This is a genomic window from Nitrosomonas marina, assembly GCF_900111605.1.
GTDB lineage: Bacteria > Pseudomonadota > Gammaproteobacteria > Burkholderiales > Nitrosomonadaceae > Nitrosomonas > Nitrosomonas marina_A.
Genome location: NZ_FOIA01000018.1, coordinates 54,520 through 76,491 on the forward strand (window position 1 = coordinate 54,520; position 21,972 = coordinate 76,491).

The 21,972-nt window shown below is 43.2% G+C and carries 15 protein-coding genes and 1 pseudogene; 4 read left to right on the plus strand and 12 right to left on the minus strand.

Annotated features, from left to right (window positions below; genetic code table 11):
• Positions 1-3: 3 nt before the first annotated feature.
• Positions 4-1,260 carry a radical SAM family heme chaperone HemW gene (gene hemW, locus BMY62_RS09405; protein ID WP_177170348.1) on the plus strand — a complete coding sequence of 419 codons (1,257 nt, stop codon included), beginning with the start codon at positions 4-6 and terminating at the stop codon, positions 1,258-1,260.
• A gap of 85 nt (positions 1,261-1,345) precedes the next feature.
• Here the strand turns inward: hemW and BMY62_RS09410 are convergent, their stop codons facing one another.
• From BMY62_RS09410 to cueR, 6 genes are all read right to left on the minus strand, one after another.
• Complete coding sequence (locus BMY62_RS09410) at positions 1,346-3,517, minus strand: glutamine synthetase III family protein (protein ID WP_090658962.1); 2,172 nt, start codon at positions 3,515-3,517, stop codon at positions 1,346-1,348.
• 801 nt (positions 3,518-4,318) lie between these two features.
• Positions 4,319-4,768: a PAS domain-containing protein gene (locus BMY62_RS09415; protein ID WP_090658963.1), complete on the minus strand. Its 450-nt coding sequence runs from the start codon at positions 4,766-4,768 to the stop codon at positions 4,319-4,321.
• 435 nt (positions 4,769-5,203) lie between these two features.
• Complete coding sequence (locus BMY62_RS09420; RefSeq protein WP_143058785.1) at positions 5,204-5,509, minus strand: hypothetical protein; 306 nt, start codon at positions 5,507-5,509, stop codon at positions 5,204-5,206.
• Positions 5,510-6,393: 884 nt separating this feature from the next.
• Positions 6,394-8,607, minus strand: coding sequence for a copper-transporting P-type ATPase (locus BMY62_RS09425; RefSeq protein ID WP_090658968.1), 2,214 nt, complete (start codon positions 8,605-8,607; stop codon positions 6,394-6,396).
• Positions 8,608-8,668: 61 nt separating this feature from the next.
• The gene (locus BMY62_RS09430; protein WP_090658970.1) at positions 8,669-10,276 is read right to left on the minus strand and encodes a tetratricopeptide repeat protein; all 1,608 of its coding nucleotides are present in this window, start codon (positions 10,274-10,276) and stop codon (positions 8,669-8,671) included.
• A 22-nt stretch (positions 10,277-10,298) separates the two neighbouring features.
• Complete coding sequence (gene cueR, locus BMY62_RS09435) at positions 10,299-10,781, minus strand: Cu(I)-responsive transcriptional regulator (protein ID WP_090658972.1); 483 nt, start codon at positions 10,779-10,781, stop codon at positions 10,299-10,301.
• Positions 10,782-11,829: 1,048 nt separating this feature from the next.
• On the opposite strand from cueR, the gene BMY62_RS09440 reads away from it, so the two are divergent.
• From BMY62_RS09440 to BMY62_RS09450, 3 genes are read left to right on the plus strand one after another with little or no spacing between them, the layout of a single operon-like run.
• Positions 11,830-13,119, plus strand: coding sequence for a TolC family protein (locus BMY62_RS09440; protein ID WP_090633868.1), 1,290 nt, complete (start codon positions 11,830-11,832; stop codon positions 13,117-13,119).
• Positions 13,112-14,458 (plus strand): efflux RND transporter periplasmic adaptor subunit, encoded by a 1,347-nt coding sequence (locus BMY62_RS09445; RefSeq protein WP_090658974.1) that lies wholly within the window; start codon positions 13,112-13,114, stop codon positions 14,456-14,458. The genes BMY62_RS09440 and BMY62_RS09445 overlap by 8 nt, the downstream gene beginning before the upstream one ends.
• On the plus strand, positions 14,451-17,615 hold the full coding sequence (locus BMY62_RS09450) for an efflux RND transporter permease subunit (protein WP_090658975.1): 3,165 nt from the start codon (positions 14,451-14,453) through the stop codon (positions 17,613-17,615). Before BMY62_RS09445 ends, BMY62_RS09450 begins: the two co-directional genes overlap by 8 nt.
• 345 nt (positions 17,616-17,960) lie before the next feature.
• Here BMY62_RS09450 and BMY62_RS09455 read toward each other — a convergent pair whose 3' ends face one another.
• The 6 genes and pseudogenes from BMY62_RS09455 to BMY62_RS09480 all read right to left on the minus strand — a co-directional run.
• On the minus strand, positions 17,961-18,446 hold the full coding sequence (locus tag BMY62_RS09455) for a hypothetical protein (protein ID WP_090658977.1): 486 nt from the start codon (positions 18,444-18,446) through the stop codon (positions 17,961-17,963).
• Between the two features lie 94 nt (positions 18,447-18,540).
• Positions 18,541-18,903 carry a hypothetical protein gene (locus BMY62_RS09460; protein ID WP_090658978.1) on the minus strand — a complete coding sequence of 121 codons (363 nt, stop codon included), beginning with the start codon at positions 18,901-18,903 and terminating at the stop codon, positions 18,541-18,543.
• Between the two features lie 116 nt (positions 18,904-19,019).
• A complete protein-coding gene (locus tag BMY62_RS09465; RefSeq protein WP_090658980.1) occupies positions 19,020-20,657 on the minus strand; it encodes a DNA primase family protein in 1,638 nt (545 codons plus the stop codon).
• Positions 20,650-21,111, minus strand: coding sequence for a CHC2 zinc finger domain-containing protein (locus BMY62_RS09470; protein WP_090658982.1), 462 nt, complete (start codon positions 21,109-21,111; stop codon positions 20,650-20,652). The genes BMY62_RS09465 and BMY62_RS09470 overlap by 8 nt, the downstream gene beginning before the upstream one ends.
• A gap of 45 nt (positions 21,112-21,156) precedes the next feature.
• Positions 21,157-21,393, minus strand: coding sequence for a helix-turn-helix transcriptional regulator (locus BMY62_RS09475; RefSeq protein ID WP_090658984.1), 237 nt, complete (start codon positions 21,391-21,393; stop codon positions 21,157-21,159).
• Between the two features lie 285 nt (positions 21,394-21,678).
• Positions 21,679-21,972: pseudogene (locus tag BMY62_RS09480) on the minus strand (hypothetical protein); the annotation flags it as partial.

Below are 21,972 nucleotides of genomic sequence, written 5' to 3' on the forward strand. Positions count from 1 at the left end.
TTCGTGTCAACAATCATTTCACAACTGCAGTTACCAGGCAAGCAAGCACCGAAACTCAATGCGTTACCACCGCTGAGCCTGTATATTCATATCCCATGGTGTCTGAAGAAATGCCCATACTGCGATTTCAACTCGCATGCAGTCCGTACCGGAATCGATATCGATGAAAAAGCCTATGTTTCAGCGCTTATTCGCGACCTCGAATCAACATTGCCACATGTTTGGGGGCGGCGTTTAATCAGCATATTTTTTGGTGGAGGGACGCCAAGTCTGTTCAGCGCCGCAACAATTGATACGCTGCTGACTGCGATAAAGACACTGTTCCCACTGGAGCCTGGAGCGGAAGTTACCCTGGAAGCCAATCCCGGCACTTTTGAGGCTGAAAAATTCGCAGCATACCGGGATGCTGGAATTAACCGTCTATCGATCGGTATACAAAGTTTCAATTCCGATCATTTACGGTCACTCGGGCGCAGTCACGACGGTCAGGACGCGATAAAGGCCATCGAGATCGCACAGAAAAATTTTGACAATATCAACCTTGATCTAATGTACGCGTTGCCTGGCCAGAATATTAACGACGCAGGCAACGACATCAAAACCGCTTGCGCGTTTGGCGTCTCCCATCTCTCTGTTTATCATTTGACACTGGAGCCCAACACACTTTTTTACCGCTTTCCGCCTGTTCTGCCCAGTGACGAACAATCAGCCGCTATGCAGGAGATGATTGAACAAACCCTTACAAGCCATCAATATCTCCATTACGAGACCTCAGCCTTTTCCCAGCGTGGCCGTGTTGCGCAACATAATATGAATTACTGGCTTTTTGGTGATTACCTGGGTATCGGCGCGGGTGCACACAGTAAAATCAGCTTTGAAACACAGATTATGCGCCAAATGCGGTATAAGCAACCACAGGAATATATTGAGAAAGCCGCGCTTGCAGGTGCAGGATCCGAAACAACAGTGCAAAGCAGGCAGACACTGTCAAACAACGACCGGTGCTTTGAATTTATGATGAATGCGCTACGCCTCACCGGTGGATTTGAGAGCGCCCTGTTTCAGGAGCGCACAGGACTGCCCATTAGCATTGTTATGCCGCAGTTAGACGAAGCTGAGCAGCGGTGTTTGATCACGCGCGACCATCGGCATATCAGGCCAACGCATTTGGGTAAGCGTTTTTTAAACGATCTGTTGCAGCTGTTTCTGTCGGACTCACTGGAATATTCACCTAAAAGCACCGGAAATGGTAAGGCATGACGCTCAATTCACATTAAAACTCTACTAAATCGACAGCTAATTTACAACATCCTAGTACTCTATCAATATGATAGAGTACTAATACTTATTTAATAAACAGCATTTCACGATAACTGGGCAGTGGCCATAAATCATCTGGTACGATTTTTTCTAGCTGGTCCGCCACATGGCGGAGGTCTTCCATCGCGGGAATCACCTGATCGCGATAATACTGAGCATCCTGTAAAACACTGACGCTGGTTTCGTACGACACAGCCTTCTCCAGCTTGGCAATGCTTTGTTCCAGGGCGCCTACTAGCTCAGTCATTTTACTGAGAGTCAGACTTTTAAATTTTGCCGATGAAACTATGGCAGCCAATTCACCCAAGTAACGGTAACCGGCTGGAGCGATTATTTGTTTCGCCATGCTCAGACAAAGATGCGCTTCCGTGTTGATGTCCTTGCAATAGCGATCCATGTAGATTTCATAACGACTATGAGTCTCCCGTTCACTTAAAACATTGTATTTTTCAAACAACCGGATGTTTTCTTCATTGATTAATTCAGCCAGCGCATCGACTGTATTCCTCAGATTGGGCAATCCACGGTTTTCAGCTTCTTCATGCCAGGCTCGCGAATAACCATCACCATTAAAGATCACTGCCTTGTGTTCTTTAATTACTTTTTGCAAAATTTTTTGGACTGCTTTATTGAATTTTATTTGATCTGTATGACTATCACCCAGTTCGTTTTCCAGTGTTGTAGCAATAGCATCCAGGCTCTCTGCCACAATGGTATTCAAAACCACCAATGGTCCTGCAATGGATTGATTGGAGCCCACCGCCCTAAACTCAAACTTGTCACCGGTGAAGGCAAAAGGGCTAGTGCGGTTGCGGTCACCGCTATGTTTGGGAAGTGGCGGCAGAGTGCTCACACCAACGGTTAAAGACCCCCCTAACTTCGATCCTTTGATAGCGCCTTGCTCAATCTGCTCAAAAACATCAGTCAGCATATCACCAAGGAAGATACTGATAATGGCTGGTGGCGCTTCATTGGCCCCCAGACGATGATCGTTGCCGGCGTGAGCAATAGTGACGCGAAGCAACTTGGAATACTTATGAACCGCTCGAATCACAGCTGCACAAAAAACCAGGAACTGGGCATTGTCATGCGGCGTTTGACCGGGCTCAAGCAGGTTACCGATACCACTGCAACTCATCGACCAGTTCAAATGTTTTCCGGAACCATTGATTCCGCGAAAAGGCTTTTCATGCAGCAGACAAACCAGGTCATACTTTTGAGCTACACGCTGCAGTGTCAGCATAATCAAATGCTGATGATCAGTAGCCACATTCGCATTCTCATATACGGGTGCAAGTTCATACTGACTGGGTGCCACTTCGTTATGTCGTGTCTTCACCGGCACACCTATTTTGTAAAGTTCATGCTCGGTTTCAAGCATGCAAGCCAGAATACGCTCGGGTATGGTGCCGAAATATTGATCTTCGAATTCCTGACCTTTAGGTGGTTCAGTTCCAAAAAGGGTTCGATTGGCGATATAAAGGTCCGGGCGGGCAAAATAAAAATTACGGTCGATCAGAAAATATTCTTGCTCCGCACCCGCCGTGGAAACTACCAGATTCGGATTGGCATGACCAAAAAATTTTAATATCCGCTGGGCCTGCTTGTTTAATGCCTGCATGGAACGCAACAATGGTGTTTTTTTATCCAGTGCGTCACCGGTCCAACTGACAAAACTTGTTGGGATACACAAGGTCTTTCCATTGGGGTTCTCTAGAATATAGGCTGGGCTGGTAACATCCCAGGCAGTATAGCCGCGTGCTTCAAAAGTTGTACGAATACCGCCATGGGGAAAAGAGCTAGCATCGGGTTCACCTTGAATAAGTGCACTACCTAAAAACTCGGTAATTGCTATACCTTCACCAACTGGTGCCAGAAAACTGTCATGCTTCTCTGCGGTTAACCCTGTTAAAGGATAAAACACATGCGCGTAATGGGTCGCCCCTTTTTCAATGGCCCAGTCCTTCATGACTGCTGCCACCGCATCAGCTACCGAGGGATCAAGTGACTCTCCATGTTTGATTGTGCGTTCCAAAGATTTAAAAGCTGACCTGGGAAGGCGCTGTTTCATCACCGTTTCATTAAAAACATTGGTACCGAACAAGTCGTTGATAGGCACTTGTAAAAAGTTGTTCGGTTTATCTATGCTTTTAAAATGTGCTGCGGCGGAAACAGCTGCCTGACGTGCTTGATTCATCGTTGTATACTCCTTGCAGTTCTGTCACATTAACCATAAAGATACATATACCATGTGAACCGATATATCTACTTCTGCTACCAGTCAGATTTTTTTCAGGCGGAAAAATCATCAAAAAAACGTACGGCAACTGCCATTATGCACTTGATTACGATAACCGATCATACTTTTAAATCCGCTGATAAATCGATAGGAATAAAGGGGCAAATCTTGATTTGTTCATTTTCAGCTTGAGCACAAAACGAGATTATGATTGCAAGATTTCTATATTGTTACTGACAGCGAGACAAAATTATGTTTGAGCTTGTGTCTATGTGATTCCAGCCTCAACAATAGCATTACATCAGTTGCAGCTCGCTTGCCAGTATAAGCTATTTGTACACCGCAAAAACCTGCCCTGAATTTCAAATCGAACACGTCAGGTACTGATGGTGCCTCAACTGAACAATATAATTATTATTTATAACAGAACAGATTAGTAGTGATCTTTTACCTATCCCAGTCGTTTTAACAGCCGTCTGAATATGGATATTATTTTAGAATGGGCAAAAAACAGTCAATCCTGAAAAAATTTCTGTTAAAAATACTCAGCACCACAATGCGAAGCAAAAACTGGATTCAGTTTCTGCCAGCATTTTCAGTCTGAAGTTTGAGCACAGGTTGCTATTCCCGAACTATAATCATATATGGTAAATGTGATGTAAGGAAAATCAAGTGGTTTGCAGTTTTCGACCCCCATCTTATTTAATGCCGTTATCGAATTGTTACCTTGAATAGCACCAATACAGCCAAAGCAAGGCATTACTCTCCTTCATAATATTTGTAAATCACATTCGAATTTACGGTTGAATCCGGATATATGATGACAGCAATGTTGTGCCGATCGCGCAAATCTATGTCATTGAAAAAAAGCTCTCCAGTAAACCTTTTTCCATTTAAACTGCAAAGCTTAAATTTGTATCCGATACGAGAGAGAAAATGCAAAACGGTGTTAACACGATCTTTGTTTTTCTCTAACAATTTTATCTTTCTTAATGTCAGTATCACTTCGGAAATATGGAGTTTATGGAGTTGATGGGGTGGAAAATTCAACAATTTTTTCGCTTCCTTATTGACATAAAATATTTTACCGTCCTCAGATAGCATGAGCATTGCAGGTATATTACTTGTACTGGTTCGCGCAACGCTGTAATCTTTGGTTTGAACCAAACCCTGAATTCTTTCTGCTTTATCAACTGATTGAGTATCCATTGTATCTTTCCCCTCCTTGCAGCCAACAAATCCTGAAATTCATATCACAACACGAAGCTTTTTGCTTCAGCGCTGCAATATGCAGTTCTTTGGATACGATTTAGGAAATCAGCCGCACTAAGTGTAGATTTTGAGCAATTGCTTGCATGTGTCGATTTTTCTCGACTCTTGAAAAGTAATTCTATGTCTTTCATCTGTATACCTTCTAATACAGAGTTGAATCTGATGAAACTAAAACATAAGAATTTTTATTGACTTTATTCTTCGCGATTTTATCGGGTCATTTTGAAAAAAAATATACGTACTAATACTTAGTTCAACCCTGTAAAATTTATGCTGAAATTTTACAGCGCATCGGTGCAATCAGCGACTGGGGACTGGATTTAATTCCGTCAATAATTTCAGCCTGAAATTTTGGTACATCGCTATCTTTTCTCAGGAAAAAGATCCAAACAATGTCCGCATTACTAAAGCTAATTTTCTACCCCCTTCAAAGGCAAACGGATAACACTCATCTTCACTCAAAAAAACCGAGTCTTTGCGCTGCTCACTACCACTTTTGTATGCCTGTGCTTTTTCTTCCGACTTCAAACAATACGGCCCAGGATCTTTATCAGCCGCACAAAGTGACAGAATATAAACCACGAGTAATGCCATCAATAATCCGATATGTTTCATATCTACTTTTACACCAATGAGTGAAACAACAGATAACCATATGGAAATAATTGCTATTCTCAACTTCAACTGAACCGTTAACCTAACATTATTGAACTTTTACGTCTACTAATCTGTTATCAATTTAACCATTTTCTCTATTGCCATGGCTGCTAACTTGTCTAGTAAACTTCAGATATATACGAAGCATCCGCTACGGTGCATCTTTATATTGACACTAATTAGAAATTGACCTGAAAGGGGCAGTTATACCGATTGAAAATTGACCATAAAATTCACGCATCATGCAGGAGTTTCGTTCGGAAGAATTTAAGAAGTGACTGACACTGAAGAACAAGCGGCAATATAAAACCATTGCACTGAATTTCTGGACCGGCAAACAATGGACAGGTGATCAGCAGATTAGGAAGGGATTTAGGATAACACTACTAAAAAAAGCTGGAGTGCGCTACAGAAATCCGTATCAAATACGTCACACTTTTGAATCAATGATGTTGTCAGCTGGTAAAATTTAGCCTAGGTAACTGCACAAATGGGACACTCAAATGCATTATTCACAGCTAAAACATATGCCCGCTGGATTAACAATAATAAGCAAAACGGAAGCAAAGCAACAGAAATATATGGGCAACATTTGGGCAACATCAATAAATAGATTATTGATTTATGAAATAATCCTGGCGGAGAAGGCGGGATTCATAAATTAAATCTTATCCCTTTATTTAAGCTATTTATATTTTATAAAATGAGATGTTACTCACAAAGTTACTCACAAACATTTGAAGTACTTTATTTGTATGTATTAAATCTCACCTTCTGTACATTAAAAATTGGTCAGATTATTCTCAGGTATTTTCGTCGATAATCATGCATCAGAAACTTGTAGCGATACAATTGCTCTTTGCAACAAGCTATCGTTTCAAATAATCATCATGCCAAAGTTTGATTCAGAATTTCATTATCCGTAAACGTAGAGCATTTCCTATTACGCTGATCGAGGACAACGACATCGCTGCTGCCGCCATGATGGGCGAAAGCAAAACACCAAATAATGGATACAAAACACCAGCGGCAATCGGCACGCCTGCAGAGTTGTAAATAAACGCAAAAAACAGGTTTTGCCGGATATTGCGCATTGTGGCTACAGATAATTTATGAGCGCGCACAATACCCATCAGGTCGCCTTTGAGTAATGTTACTCCTGCGCTTTCCATTGCTACATCTGTGCCGGTGCCCATTGCTATGCCCACATCGGCTGCAGCTAACGCAGGCGCATCATTTGTTCCGTCGCCAGCCATGGCAACAGTGCGTCCTGCAGCACGCAACTCTTTAACAATCTTGCCTTTATCCTCCGGCAGAATTTCAGCTTTTACTTCTTCAATACCCAGTGTTTTTGCCACAGCTTCAGCGGTACGGCGATTGTCACCGGTAAGCATGACAATATGGATACCCTGTTTCTGAAGCTTCTCGATAGCATCCGGTGTTGTTTCCTTGATCGGGTCAGCAATAGCCAAAAGACCAGCAATTTGATCGTTAACGGCGATAAAAATAACTGTTGCGCCATCGGATCGCAGATCATTGGCTTGATCGGACACGGAAGAAACATTGATGGCATGTTCTTCCATCAGCATTACATTACCAAGCGTGACATTCTGTCCTTTGACTTTTCCAATCACGCCCTTACCAGTTGGTGAATCGAAATTGCTTATATCCTCTAAATCCAAACCCTTTTGCCTGGCTGCACTGACTATGGCATGAGCCAAAGGGTGCTCACTGCCCTGCTCCAATGATGCGGCCATTACTAAAAGTTCATCAGAGGAAAACTCTGCAGCAGAAATAATATTTGTAACCGTCGGATTTCCTTTTGTCAATGTTCCAGTCTTGTCAATAACCAGCGTATCGACCTTTTCCATACGTTCCAGTGCTTCTGCGTTTTTTATCAGAACGCCGGCTTGTGCTCCTTTACCAACTCCCACCATAATCGACATGGGTGTAGCCAGTCCCAGCGCACAGGGGCAGGCGATAATCAAAACGCTGACTGCAGCGATCAGTGCATAACTGAAGGCTGGTGATGGCCCGAATATACTCCAGACAATAAAAGCCAGCACAGCCACCAGTATGACGATTGGAACAAACCATGACGCGACGAAATCCGCCAGTCTCTGAATTGGCGCGCGGCTGCGTTGCGCCTCGGCAACCATATGAACAATTTGCGAGAGCATGGTGTCTTTACCGACATGCTCGGTTTTCATGATAAAACTGCCAGTCTGATTCATGGTTCCGCCGATCACATTGCTGTCTTGCTCTTTTTTGACAGGCATCGATTCGCCGGTAACCATGGATTCATCGACAGCACTCCGGCCTTCGGTGACTAGACCATCCAGCGGAACCTTTTCTCCCGGGCGGACACGCAACAGATCGCCCACCTTGATTTGATCCAGCGGCACATCTTCATCGTCGCCATTTTTCGTAATCCTGCGCGCTGTTTTCGGCGCGAGATCAAGCAACGCGCGGATTGCCCCGCCTGTCTGCTCGCGCGCTTTAAGTTCCAGAACCTGTCCGAGCAGCACAAGCACTGTAATTACCGCCGATGCTTCAAAATAGACTGCAACAACGCCATCCTGCCGGAATGCTTCAGGGAAAATGCCGGGCGCCAGTGTTGCCACTATGCTGTATAACCAGGCCACACCCGTGCCCATAGCAATCAACGTAAACATATTCAGATTGCGGCTTTTCAGTGAATCCCAGCCGCGCTCAAAAAACGGCTTTCCGGCCCAAAGCACAACAGGCGTGGCCAGTACAAGCTGTATCCAGTTGGAAAGCGTTCCATCTATATATTGATGCAGATTGAAAATGTGACTACCCATTTCCAGGGTAAAAACCGGTAATGTCAGAACCAGTCCAATCCAGAACCGTCTACGCATATCGGTGAGCTCGGGGTTTTCACTTTCTTCACCGGTCATCGTCTCTGGTTCCAGCGCCATGCCGCAAATCGGGCAGTTTCCCGGCCCGTTTTGCCGAATTTCCGGATGCATGGGGCAGGTGTAAATTACAGTTGTCTCATCAGATTGAGATACATCAGGGGATTTTTTCGCATGGACTGGATTATGATCGCTGCATGTGCGGGATTCACGGCCTTGCTCAGATTTTTTTTGTTCCATCGTTTATTTACCTTCAAAAAGGATTTTCCACTGTGAAAGAGTAAAAAACCATGCTCCTATTTCATTTGGATAAATTAATTTGATTTGCCGCAGTCAGTTGCTGTAACTGTTGTTCATAATGCTGTGCCTTTTGTTTATGACCACTCAGTCTTGCTGCCTGCATAGCTCCATAAATACCATTCCGACGATTAGGTGTTCGAATCAATGAGGTTTCAAATTCTTTCAGTGCTTCCTCGGGTTTTTTCAGTTCGAGCAATAATTCACCTAACAATTCTCTTGCCGGTCTTATCGCCCCCGGTGTTACGTTATCCTTTTCAGTGGAATCTTCCAGCTCGGCTGATTCTCGCATCAGGTTTTCTGCATCTTTCATCTTGCCTCCACTATAAGCAATCCAGGCTGCTACCACCAAACGTTGTATTTCTATTTGCTCTGCTGTGTAGTGTTTATTGGCTGCTCTATCAGAGTCTCGGAGTGCCTCGATTTGATTCAGAGCGAACCGGGCTTCATCAATTCTTCCAATTCTGGACGCGCCCAAACCTCGCGCAAAATGGATAATCGATTCACACCAACCAAATTTATTCCATGGAAAATCGACCGGATAAATGTTTAATCCGGCAGCTTCCTGCCAGTAGCCGAGTTCAACTGCGTAGCGTGCCGGGATAGCTGCAAATGCATAAGCGGTCGTAGTATTTTCGGGGTGGGCTTTTTTGATAGCTGTAACTTCTCGCAGAATTTTTTCAGCTTTTTCTGTTTGCCCCAGTTGCAGATAGGCATACATCATATAATCCATGAAATGCATCTGTTGATCCCAGACAGCCATTTGACTATTATTCGCCTGGGTGTAATTTTTTGCTGCATGGTACGCAGCTAAATTGGCATCGACAGCTTCCTGCCATTTTCCCAGCCTGATGAATATATGTGATGGCATATGTAAAGCGTGCGGCACCGCCGGAGCGATTTGCGCATACTTTCTAGCCGCATTGAGTCCGAATTTGGCCAGTTCAGGATAGTCGCTGCTGTGAATGATGTAATGCGCAACGCCTGGATGAGCAGGTTCTTTTTGTAGTACCGTTTGCAACAGTTTTAATGCTTTCTTCTGATTCGAATAAGTTTTATCATTTGGTGAAGCGGTGGAAATTAACGCCAGCGCGTAGAAAACGGCAGCTTCGGAATCGTCCGGGTTGTCTGTAAACACTTTCTCCATCGCTTTCTGGTAGGCCAGCTTTCTTGTTGTGTAATTTGGCGTGTCGTCAAATTGGTACAAATGACGCACGGCTTCGATAAAAGTACGCTCCCTTTCGGTTTTGATGTCTAGTTGTTCAGCAAGTCGCAGGGCGTTTTGTCCTTTTTGCAACTCTTCAGGCGTCGGTGGCGTTGCCCATAACTGGTGATAAAGGCTCATTGCCACACCCCAGTGACCCATAGCGCAGTTTTTATCAACTGCTGTAACACGACGAAATGTCTTTTCTGCCTCGTCATACCAAAATGAATGAAGCATCGCGATCGCTTGATTAAATAATTCCTGCGCAGGTGGTGTGCACGAAACATGAAACGAAACCGTTCCTAGCTGTTCCCCACCAGCGACGTGCAATTGATGATTGTCGTCTGCACGCGTTGAATGCACAGTCAGTAGATATATAATTAAGGCGATTTTTGCAAATTGTTTCATGCTATTTCTCCATATTCAGCGTTTATTTTGTTTTTACACATTGTTTCGACGAACTCTGCCGAACAGAAGAGTGAAGACGATTCGGTTTAGAAGTTTCTGCAAATTCTTGGGTTGCGTCTTTATCTGATAGCGTATCCAGAATAGGACAGTCTGGGCGATCATCACCGCGGCAATGCGCGATCAATTGGGACAATGTTTCAGCAATTGACTGCAGCTCAGAAATTTTTTCTCTAAGTTCTTTCAGATGAGATGTGGCAAGCTGCTTAACTTTACGTGCTGGTCGCCGGCGGTCTTGCCAAAGCAACAACAGTTTTTTTATATGTGCGATACTGAAACCTGCTGCACGCGCGCGATTTATAAATAGCAAAACATGAATGTCACGTTCATCGTAGTGCCGGTATCCTGAGTATGAACGCGTGGCTTTAGGAATAAGCCCAATAGCTTCGTAGTAGCGAATCATTTTTGCTGATATGCCAGAGGCGCGGGAAGCCTGACCAATATTCATGCTCATTTCCTTAGGATTGTACGGATATGGGTTTCTCATGATTATTTTTCACTGATTTATTTATTGAAGCTGCCATGTTAAACCTTCCAATAATTGGAAGGTCAAGTGATTTATTTCAGTGTTGAAGCTCGCAATTAATCCTTGAGGATGTTTTGCACCATAATTAGCATTGCTCTAATACAATATTGTTTGAAAGCAGAATGTTAAAAATAACTTGGATTCTTTCGATTATTATGTCCAGCACCGTACGTGCAATGTTAGTCACTTTGTGAAAATTTAAGAATTGATTGGCTATCGGTGTGCCCATTTATATTTGAACACGTTAACTTGTATTGTTTGGACTTGCTCAGCTCATTGCAGCCTAAGTGCCTCTTTCGGTTTGAATTGGCACAACATAGGTAACTGATTTGACAATAACAATACTTTAATGTAGAAAGGCTACTGGTGGGATCAATATATAATCATTTTTTATCAATTAAGACCAAATTTTAATGTCTCAAAATGCAAACAGATTACTTTTGGTTTTAATCATGCTTTGGTTACCATTGCAAGGAGCGTTTGCTTTTACGGAGCTGCCGTGCATACATGAAGAAAATACAGTTAATAAAATCAATGCCGTTGATTTTCCTATAACTGATGACCACCAGCATACGCTTCATTTCAAAGAAACAAGTAACACGGCTTCTGGCCAAGAATGTGAGGTGGACACCTTATGTCATGTAAGCTGTAGCAGCTATATCCCTACTATACTCTCTGATCCATCCTCTCCCAATTGTATTTCCTGTAATTTCGCGATTACAGCTCAATCAGATTCGTTCATTCCTGAACAATTTCAACGTCCTCCTCTCGCATAATTCATCCTGAACAGTAACAAGAAATCCACGGGCTTAAAAGTGGTCAGGCATTATCTATATTGAGCTTGATGGATTTCATCGATGATCGAATAAATTTCATTCTGATCCTGATTAATTACACGACAAAAAGCATTTAACGGGTTAAGGGCAAAGTTTCCTTCACGTTAAGCTTTTTATTACGAGTATGGCGCATTATGTCTTCACTTTTCATCATTCTAAGCAACGTTATATTAGGTTTATTGTTACTTGTAAACAATGTGTTCGCCGGAGCAGATCATGATTCTTTAACACTAAAATCGGCGACAGAAATAGCGATCCGGAATAATCCGGATTTAGCGCAAATGCGGGCGCGCGCCGAGGCAATGGCAGCGATTCCATCACAGGTTGGCACGCTGCCTGACCCTGAAATCAGTTTCAGTGCCGCAAATCTGCCCGTTGATACATTCAGTACTGCTCAGGTGGACATGACGCAAATCGGGCCGGGAATTTCGCAGGCAATTCCTTTTCCAGGAAAACTGGCATTACGCAGCTCAGCTGCGAGTTTTGAAGCAAAAGCTGCATTCGAGAATGTAACGGAAGCGCGGTGGTGGTTACTCAGTAACGTTAAACAAGTATGGTGGCAAATTTTCTACCTGGATCGTGCGTTACAAGTCGTAAAAGACAACCAGCTGCTGCTGGAACAGTTTATTCAGATCACACGTACAAAATATGAAGTGGGTGAAGGGCTGCAACAAGATATTTTGTTGGCACAACTGGAGCTGTCCAACCTGCTGGATCAACAGCTTAGGCTGCAAGGCGCGCGACATAATTCCGTTGCGAAGCTCAATGCATTACTGGATAGAGCTGCCAACCAATCAATAACATTACCTGAAGAAATAGCAGAAGAATTACCGACCATTCTTTCTGAAACTGCATTGTACCAGGTGGCCGAACACTCCAGGGCCTTGCTGGCATCGAAACATGAATCTGTCAATGCCGCAAGGGTCCGCGTTGATCTGGCTAAAAAAGATTTTTATCCAGACTTTAAGTTACGGGCTTCTTATGGATTCCGGCGTGATAATCCAACGGGTATTGATCGGGATGATTTTTTAACCCTTGGTTTGAGTATGAACGTTCCGATTTTTTTGGACCGGAAGCAAGCGAAGGCAGTTGATCAGCGTAACAGTGAGTTAATGCAGCAGAAATATATGCTACAGGACGAATGGAATAACATACGCGCCGAGATCTCACAGAGCTATAGCGATTTTCAACGCGCCTCGAAACAGACGGTATTGTTTAAAACCGGCATCATTCCTCAGGCAAGACAGACTGTGGCATCCATGCTGGTTGGTTATCAGGTCAACAAAGTCGATTTCCTGAATCTGGTCCGCAGCCAGATCAGTCTATTAAATAATGAACTGCAATACTGGAGTACTTTTGCTGAAGCCAATCAGGCTTTAGCAAAATTAATGGCCGCAGTTGGCAAGGAAGAAATTTATGAATAAACCATTAATAATCGTTGCTGTTGTAATGTTGATGATAGGTATCGGCGGGGGCTGGTTGGCTAACGATTATATACAGCTGGCGATTACACAACATCAACAGGATGACAGTCAGGCTGCGCGCTCGGAACAAAACAGGCAACCGCTTTTCTACCGTAGCCCGATGAATCCATCGGTTACCTCTCCCGTTCCCGCAAAAGATCCAATGGGCATGGATTATATTCCGGTTTACGCCGATGATGACAGTAGAGACGATCAACCAGCGGGCACAGTCAAAATCGATCCAGTCGTTGCACAAAATATAGGGGTACGTACCGCGATTGTTGAAAGGGACATACTGTCGCATATCGTTCGAACAGTCGGTCGCGTGGATTATGATGAAGAACGTATCGTTCGATTACATCCTAAGGTCGAAGGATGGATTGAAACCATGCGTGTAGACAAAACCGGTGAGAAGGTTAAGAAAAATCAGGATTTACTCAGTATTTACTCTCCCCAACTGGTTGTCAGCCAGCAGGAATACGTCCTGGCTTTAAACAATCTCCACATATTAAAACAAAGCCCTATTGCAGACATTCGTCGTGGCGCGGAAGAACTGGTCAGCAGCGCGCTCGAACGGCTAAAACTCCTGGATGTTCCGGAACATCAACTGCATGATCTGACACAAGACCATAACATACATAAAACCTTGCATATTCATAGCCCGGCTTCTGGCATCGTGGTTCATGTTGGTGCCCGTGAAGGCCAGTATGTGACACCGGCCACTGAGATTTACTTGATCGCTGACTTGTCCACAGTCTGGGTATATGCCGATATCTACGAAAATGAATTACCCTGGGTACAGTTGGGTGATCTGGTTGAAATGCGGCTGGCGGGCATTCCCGGACGTGTTTTCAGAGGACACCTGGCTTTCATTTACCCATATGCCGAAGCCAAAACACGAACAATCAAAGTGCGCCTTGATTTTAAAAATACTGAATTGTTATTAAAACCTGACATGTTTGCCGAGGTGTCAATCTATGCAAGCAAACAAAAACGCGCATTAGTGATTCCATCCGAGGCGGTTATCCGTTCAGGCACACGCGACAAGGTGCTGGTTGCACGTGGCGCTGGAAAATTTGAACCACGGACAATTACAACCGGCGTGGCAGCTGATGGAAAAGTGATTGTGCTGGATGGATTGGAAGAAGGCGAAGAAGTCGTTACTTCATCCCAGTTCCTGATTGATTCTGAATCCAGTTTGCGTGAAGCCACAGCAAAAATGATAAAACCAGGATTAAAAGAAAAAGAATCCAAACCCAGCCCGTTACAGATAGAGGAAGGACCGCATCAACATGATTAATGCCATCATCAATGGATCGCTAAATAATCGTTTTATGGTTCTGCTGGTGGTAGTTGTACTGGCAGCGGCAGGATACTGGTCTTTTAAAAATATTTCTTTAGACGCTATTCCAGACCTGTCGGATGTACAGGTCATCGTGTTTACTGAATACCCCGGACAAGCACCCCAGGTAGTAGAGGATCAAGTTACCTATCCGTTGACCACAGCGCTGTTGGCGGTGCCGCATGCAAAAGTGGTGCGCGGTTATTCTTTCTTTGGATTGTCATTCGTTTATATCATTTTTGAAGATGATACCGATATGTATTGGGCCAGGTCCAGGGTGCTGGAATACCTCAACTATGCTAATGAGCGACTGCCGCAGGGGGTCAATCCATCGTTGGGACCGGATGCAACCGGTGTCGGCTGGGTTTACGAATATGCACTGGTTGACAGAACGGGCAAGCACGACTTGGCGCAATTGCGTTCCATACAGGACTGGTATTTACGTTATCCATTGCAAACAGTACCCGGTGTGTCAGAAGTCGCGTCAGTCGGTGGTTATGTCAAACAATATCAAGTAGAAGTTAACCCCAATGCATTACTCGCTTACGGTATACCCTTGTCCAAAGTGAAGTATGCCATTCAACGCTCGAATAATGATGTCGGCGGCAGAGTGGTTGAAATGGCCGAAACGGAATATATGGTGCGTGGTTTAGGCTATATCCAATCGCTTGATGATATCAGAAGCATTCCGGTTGGTGTTGACGCCAATGGCACACCCATTCGTTTAGAAGACGTCGCACAAGTCCAAATCGGCCCCGAACTGCGCCGTGGTGTCGTCGAGTTAAACGGCGAAGGCGAAGTCGCCGGTGGTATTGTCATCATGCGTTATGGTGATAACGCACAAGCGACCATACTGGGAGTACGTGAAAAACTGAACGAACTCAAACAAGGATTACCAGAAGGTGTCGAAATTATTCCTGTCTATGACCGTGGCGCATTGATTGAACGCGCGGTAGCTACATTGAATACAGCGTTGATTCAGGAACTGATTATCGTTTGTGTATTAGTTGGCTTGTTTTTACTGCATCTACGTTCATCATTAGTCATTGTTATTACGCTGCCACTGGCTGTATTGATGGCATTTATTGTCATGAGATGGCAGGGCATCAATGCCAATATCATGTCTTTAGGAGGCATTGCCATCGCGATTGGCGACATGGTCGATGGCGGCATCGTGATGGTGGAGAATGCCCATAAACATCTGGGTGAAGCAGTCGCCAGGAAAAAGGCCGAGTTAACCAAAAAAGAACGTTGGCAGGTCATTGGCAAAGCTTCTCGTGAGGTAGGGCCTTCACTGTTTTTTTCATTACTCATCATTACCGTATCATTTATACCCATTTTTGCGATGGAAGCACAGGAAGGCCGGCTGTTCAGCCCACTGGCCTATACCAAATCCTATGCGATGGCTGCAGCAGCCATCTTAACTATTACCGTTATACCCGTATTGATGGGTTATTTTATTCGCGGCAAAATTATTCCCGAGAAAAAGAACCCTGCTAACCGCTTCTTGCATTTCATTCATTCGCCAATACTCAAGCTGGCCATGCGTTGGCGGGCAGCGACATTAGTACTGGCTATGCTGCTACTTGCTTCAACCCTCTATCCGTTATCCAAAATCGGCAGTGAATTTATGCCACCTCTGGATGAGGGCGATATACTCTACATGCCCAGTACATTTCCCGGCATTTCCATCACCAAAGCTAAAGAGCTTTTGCAACAAACTGATAAAATCATTAAAACCTTTCCTGAAGTGCACCATGTCTTTGGCAAAATTGGTCGCGCCGAGACCGCAACCGATCCTGCCCCCTTATCGATGATAGAAACGACAATACGGCTTAAACCCCGTTCGGAATGGCCTGATCCAAACAAAACCATGCAAGAACTGGTTTCTGAAATGGATCGGGCTATTAATTTCCCTGGCGTAGCCAACGCCTGGACCATGCCAATCAAAACACGTATTGATATGCTATCGACTGGTATTAAAACGCCTGTCGGCATCAAGGTTTCCGGGCCTGATCTGGATAAATTGCAGCAATTATCTGAACAGATTGAACAAGTCATGAAAACCATGCCAGAAACACTATCTGCTTTTGGTGACCGGGCCGCTGGCGGGTATTATCTGGATTTTGATATCAAACGCGATGAATCTGCACGCTATGGTTTAACGGTGGGTGACGTTCAAGACGTGATTCAAAGCGCAATTGGTGGCATGAACATTACTGAAACAGTGGAAGGTCTGGAACGTTATCCTGTCAATCTGCGCTATCCTCGCGAATTACGGGATGATCTGGAGAGTCTGAAGCGTACGTTAATCCCCACTCCAACCGGTGCACAAATCCCGTTGTCACTGGTGGCCGATCTTACGCTAAGGCGTGGACCGCCTTCCATTAAAAGTGAAAATGCGCGTCCTAATGCCTGGATTTATGTAGACCTAAAAACCTCCGACATCGGCGGTTTTGTAACAAAAGCAAAAACGCTTATAGAAAGCCAAGTAGTGCTTCCTGCTGGCTACACCATCAGTTGGTCCGGTCAGTTCGAATACATGGAAAGGGCCGCGGAAAAACTTCGCATTGTAGTGCCGTTAACACTTTTATTGATTTTCTTTTTACTCTACCTGACCTTTCGCAACATGGTTGAGCCTATTATCGTGATGCTGACCGTTCCTTTCGGTCTTATTGGTGGCATATGGTTAGTATACGGTCTCGGATTTAATCTCTCTGTCGCAGTTTATGTTGGTTTTATAGCGCTAGCCGGGACGGCTGCCGAAACAGGTGTGATGGTATTAAATTTTATCGACATTGAAATTGCTAAATTGCGCAAACAAAAACAGGCGTTACTATCCCCCTCAGAAATCAAAGAAGCGGTTGAAGCAGCAACGGCTATGCGTGTGCGGCCAGTTTCAATTACGGCATTCTCCACTATGATCGGCTTAATACCCATCATGATGGCCACTGGCAGCGGCGCAGATGTCACTCATCGCATTGCGGCACCGGTATTAGGTGGTATGTTTACAGTGCTTATTCTGACGCTGCTGGTATTTCCAGTCATTTACAGTTTAATCCTGCAGTTTCAGGAAAAAAGAAAGCTACAAAGTTTTGACACAAGTCAACCGTAATTTAATGAAACTGAAAACAAAATGATATAGTTAATGCCATAAATTATCTAATTGGATTATCAGGAAATGGTTGTTTACACCTAAATCTCACTTCAAGACTGCTGTTTTATTGACAACGGCTGGACCCATTGAAATGAAATGGAACCAACCGATAAATAAACTGGATAGCTGCTATAAATCGTTTTATGATCGAATTCGAGGGTCGACTGAGTAGGTATCTTTGAACCAGAAAGTTTCACAGTTTAATTTACAGTCACTTTCTTGCTCCAGTTTTTTCGAAACAGCGTACTCAGACCTTCATCGTACAGCGGTTTAATGAAATTTTCATTGAAACCGAGGCTTTGTTTATCCTCCCCAAAGCTTGGATTGGCGATTTCTAAGCCAAAAAATACATGCCCTTACATTTGGCGGATAGTGTTTATCAATTTCAAATACTGTAACTTGCCCATCGTGATTTTTTACGCGTTTGATGCGAGTTGTGTAACCGATTGCACGTTTGTATAAACTTGCGGCGACGTTGGCATCCATTATTAGCTTAGCCTTCTTTATGGACTCAAAAAATTCGGGATAATTTTTCTTCCAGTTGTTGATTGTCTGCTCCGTAACATTAAAAAAAACGGCCAGATCTTTATCAATAGCACCCAACAAACATAATCTATATGCCTGTTCTATATATTCTTTTCTAAACAATGTTGGTCGACCAGCACTTTTATCGGGTACTGATCCTTTACTGCCAGGTTTGATGGTGTTCCAAGCTTTGGAAAAGTTTTTTTGAGAAACCTTGGATACTTTACCTGATACCTTGGTTGTCGACTCCAGCTCGCTATTCACTTTATAATTTTTTGTTTTTAAATATTGCTGTAATGATTTCCAGCTTTCAAAATCAAATAAGAAACAGTCAATTAAAAAGTTTTATAACTGAAACTTATTGATCATTTTTGTTTATGAAATCTATAAGCATGAATGGATCATATTTGGATTTTGGAATTAACATTTCAAAGCTAGCCAGATCGCGAATAGCAATAGTCAGGATAACATTATTCAAATCCGCTTCTTCATCAGTAATATAGACACGAAGTGTGTCCGGGTTTTTCTCCAACATTGATAAAACTTTTTGCCGACGTTCCTCAACTTTTAAAGCTGCCAGTATTTCCGGTTTGTTTTTACGGAGTCTATTAATTAATTCTTCAGTTACTTTTTCAGGCGGTGATAGTTCAATAAAGTCACCATCAGCTTTTACTGTAAAATCGTTCGATCTCAAATATTCAATGATTTCGATTGCTTCCATAATAATTTCTCACAAATAAGTATTCTGAGTAAAAAACCAGCATTTCCAACACATCCAACATTTTGGCGGGTTCTAGACAAGGATTGCCAACATCAGTCCAACATAAATACAACATTCTATATTCTTATTGGCTCGGTTTTATTGCCAATTTTCGATTCTTGGTCTGACCGTATTCGTATTCCATGAATACCGTTTCCATTTCCGCGCCGTGATTCATTCACATCGATATTCAACGTTGTGCATGTTTGGATTAACAATTCTTTAAACCGCCGAATTGATAATGGAGCCTTGTGAGCCCTTGAACACCACTGCAAGAAATTAGCATATAACCACTTATTTGCATTCTCGAATTCGACTTCTTGTCCAGCTACTTTTATTTCACGCTTGTCACCAATTTGTGTCCAGGTCTCAATATCAGCCACACAACATTCTGTTATCCAATCTGCGACAGGATTGCTTGCGGTCATTGCATTCAGATTCGCTTTAACAATTCGTTCTGGCGGATTGCGAATAATTCGGGACACATCTTCATGAGTTAACTCAATTAACCAATTAACTAGTCCGGGCAACTCGCTGTGTAACACTGCTTCTTCACCTCCCTGTCTTTCCCATGCAAGTTTTTCATCGTCGGTGGCCCTGCGATTAAAAATTACAGTGATTCGTCGCCTGTCCAGTCCACTGGTGTGGTCGGTTACTTGTAGGCTTTCGTTGGATGCCATCACCACCAGGCCTTGAAAGACAAATCCGCCTGCTTGTTGCTGATGCTTGCGTTCTAGCCGGACATAATCTTGGCCGGTAATGGCTTTAAGATTATTGATTGAACCGCCGTATTTATCAGTCTCTGAAATAATTGCCAACCGTTTATTATATAAATTAGCTGTTTCAAATCGGTTCTGTTCAAGTTGATCGAGATTTGTATTGACGGCATTTTGTTTTCCAACCAGAGCATAAAGCAGCCGGATAAAAACACCCTTGCCAGTACCCCCGCTGCCTAATAAATGCAAAAATTTCTGAAGATCGGCTCGTCCGTGTAAAACAGCTGCCAACCATGCACGCAAATAGTTTACTGTTGCTCTATCATGATCAACTGCATTCAATAACCATTCTTTAATTTTTGGGCAACTCGCACCTGGAATATATTCATAAGGTAAACACCAGGTTTGTGCATTTTCTGCAGTAATACTAACCAATTGCTTTGTGCTTAAATCAAGCAATCCATTAATAAAGGGTAATTTTTGATTATCGATTTCCGGCAATGGCAACATGTCACCATCAACGAGCAATGATTTAATGCCATTTTTATATGCCGTTTTAAATCCCAGATCACCAGCGCCTGTATAAATTAAACTAACCAGCAATTTATCAGCTAATTGTGTTGATTCTAAAGCCTGCCAATGGCTACCGGTGAAACTATGCCATGTCTGTGATTTGATATCGTGCGCAAGGTGGCCATGTAAAGATTCTCGTAATATCTCAGCAGCTTTAGACTCAATAACTAATTTACTGTGAAAACCATTTTTAGTTTCAATATACTCAATCAAGCAATCAGCTTCAATTTCTGGACAGGTGCTAGATTTGTGTAGGTTTGATGTTGTTATAGCATCATTGAAACCATTACCAGTGTTGGAAGTGCTGGAAGTGTTGTTTTTTTCTGAAATATTCAATATATTTTGCATTAAAAAAGCTTGCCCTTTTTCAATGCTTTTATCCGCAAACGTCTTATGCCTGAATGATTCGTTTATGAGATTAGTCATAAGCTACCTCAATTAGGCTACAAGCTAAAATCAAACGATCCAGCTCGGATTTTTCAATTTTTTCGCCATTAACAATACGTATGGCTGTGACGGTAATAATCATTACTTCACGTTTAATACACCGCAAAACATCCACCGCAGGAAATGGGTTCTTAAGTGGCTTCCGAAATTCGTTTGATTCCGGGAATAATTCGGCTAATACCATTCCTATAGAAGAAACAATTTCAAAGGTGCTACAACCGGCAAAGCACTTCAATAAGATAACACCGCCATTAGTACGAATTGCAAGGCTGGGGTTTTTGTCATGGTGCGCAGGGCAACATGCGATGAATCGATCCTGTCCACAACTTTTGACTTTACGCAGTTGGCTTAACAGATAATCCAGGCCCCGTTTTGTATTGATCGTATGACTCTTTGATTTATGCGTCTGCCCAATAACGCTCGCTGCTCTCATATTCGCAATCTCCTAATATCAATTAAAAAACTATTCACACTTGATTCAAGCGTTTTTATTTTTTTGTGTTACTTGATAAGAGACTGGATCATTCAACCACTTGTGAAGCTCCGCGTTATCGTAATAGGTGCAACGGATTCCTAGACGTTCTGGTTGTGGTGCCTTGCCTAAGAGAGATAGTTTTCTGAAAGTTTCGCGCGAGACTGGTGAAAATTTTTTAATTTGGCTCCAGCGAGATTTTCCAGTTAATGGAAGAATATCTGGAATTAACTTCTTATTCATTTAAATCCTCTTTAAATATTGTTTATGCTGGCGTTGCCCTAAATTTGCCAGCGACACCCATAATTTACAGAGGAAAAAATTCATAAAATGTAATGTTTTCCGGTTTTGTTAACTGTTATCGATTTTATATTTAACCAATTGTTTTATCTAATTAAATAGATGAATTTTTCTTTATTCTATCCAAATAATCTGCCCAATCCTGCATCATTTGTGCTCGTGGCCCCAAATATTTAGCATGGTCATATGCCGCCGATACCGAATCTCGCTTAATTCTACTTTGTCAGATTACTCAAAAGCCACTTTTTGCCTGGCAGAAGACTTTTTAGCGCTGAGCCGTCGCCGGTGCCGCTTATGAATGATATCAGCCAGATCCTCGGTGGTAAGTTGTCTTTGCGGCAGCATGTGCGCTAATGCGGTCACCAGGTCATTGAAGGATAACATCGGCCATTGCTTGCGCCCAAGCATCTTTTGCTTGACCAAGAATAGCGTTGCCAGCATGACCAGCGCCATGTGATGATGCCATGCATCCCACCGGCGTACTTGATAATCGGCCATGCCGCATTCGCTTTTCGCTTCATG

Excerpts from the sequence above, each read along its gene's own strand:
- BMY62_RS09410 (WP_090658962.1), bottom strand. The coding sequence starts at position 3,517 with ATGAATCAAGCACGTCAGGCAGCTGTTTCCGCCGCAGCACATTTTAAA.
- BMY62_RS09415 (WP_090658963.1), bottom strand. The coding sequence starts at position 4,768 with ATGGATACTCAATCAGTTGATAAAGCAGAAAGAATTCAGGGTTTGGTT.
- BMY62_RS09425 (WP_090658968.1), bottom strand. The coding sequence starts at position 8,607 with ATGGAACAAAAAAAATCTGAGCAAGGCCGTGAATCCCGCACATGCAGC.
- BMY62_RS09430 (WP_090658970.1), bottom strand. The coding sequence starts at position 10,276 with ATGAAACAATTTGCAAAAATCGCCTTAATTATATATCTACTGACTGTG.
- cueR (WP_090658972.1), bottom strand. The coding sequence starts at position 10,781 with ATGAATATTGGTCAGGCTTCCCGCGCCTCTGGCATATCAGCAAAAATG.
- BMY62_RS09440 (WP_090633868.1), top strand. The coding sequence starts at position 11,830 with ATGTCTTCACTTTTCATCATTCTAAGCAACGTTATATTAGGTTTATTG.
- BMY62_RS09445 (WP_090658974.1), top strand. The coding sequence starts at position 13,112 with ATGAATAAACCATTAATAATCGTTGCTGTTGTAATGTTGATGATAGGT.
- BMY62_RS09450 (WP_090658975.1), top strand. The coding sequence starts at position 14,451 with ATGATTAATGCCATCATCAATGGATCGCTAAATAATCGTTTTATGGTT.
- BMY62_RS09460 (WP_090658978.1), bottom strand. The coding sequence starts at position 18,903 with ATGGAAGCAATCGAAATCATTGAATATTTGAGATCGAACGATTTTACA.
- BMY62_RS09465 (WP_090658980.1), bottom strand. The coding sequence starts at position 20,657 with ATGACTAATCTCATAAACGAATCATTCAGGCATAAGACGTTTGCGGAT.
- BMY62_RS09470 (WP_090658982.1), bottom strand. The coding sequence starts at position 21,111 with ATGAGAGCAGCGAGCGTTATTGGGCAGACGCATAAATCAAAGAGTCAT.
- BMY62_RS09475 (WP_090658984.1), bottom strand. The coding sequence starts at position 21,393 with ATGAATAAGAAGTTAATTCCAGATATTCTTCCATTAACTGGAAAATCT.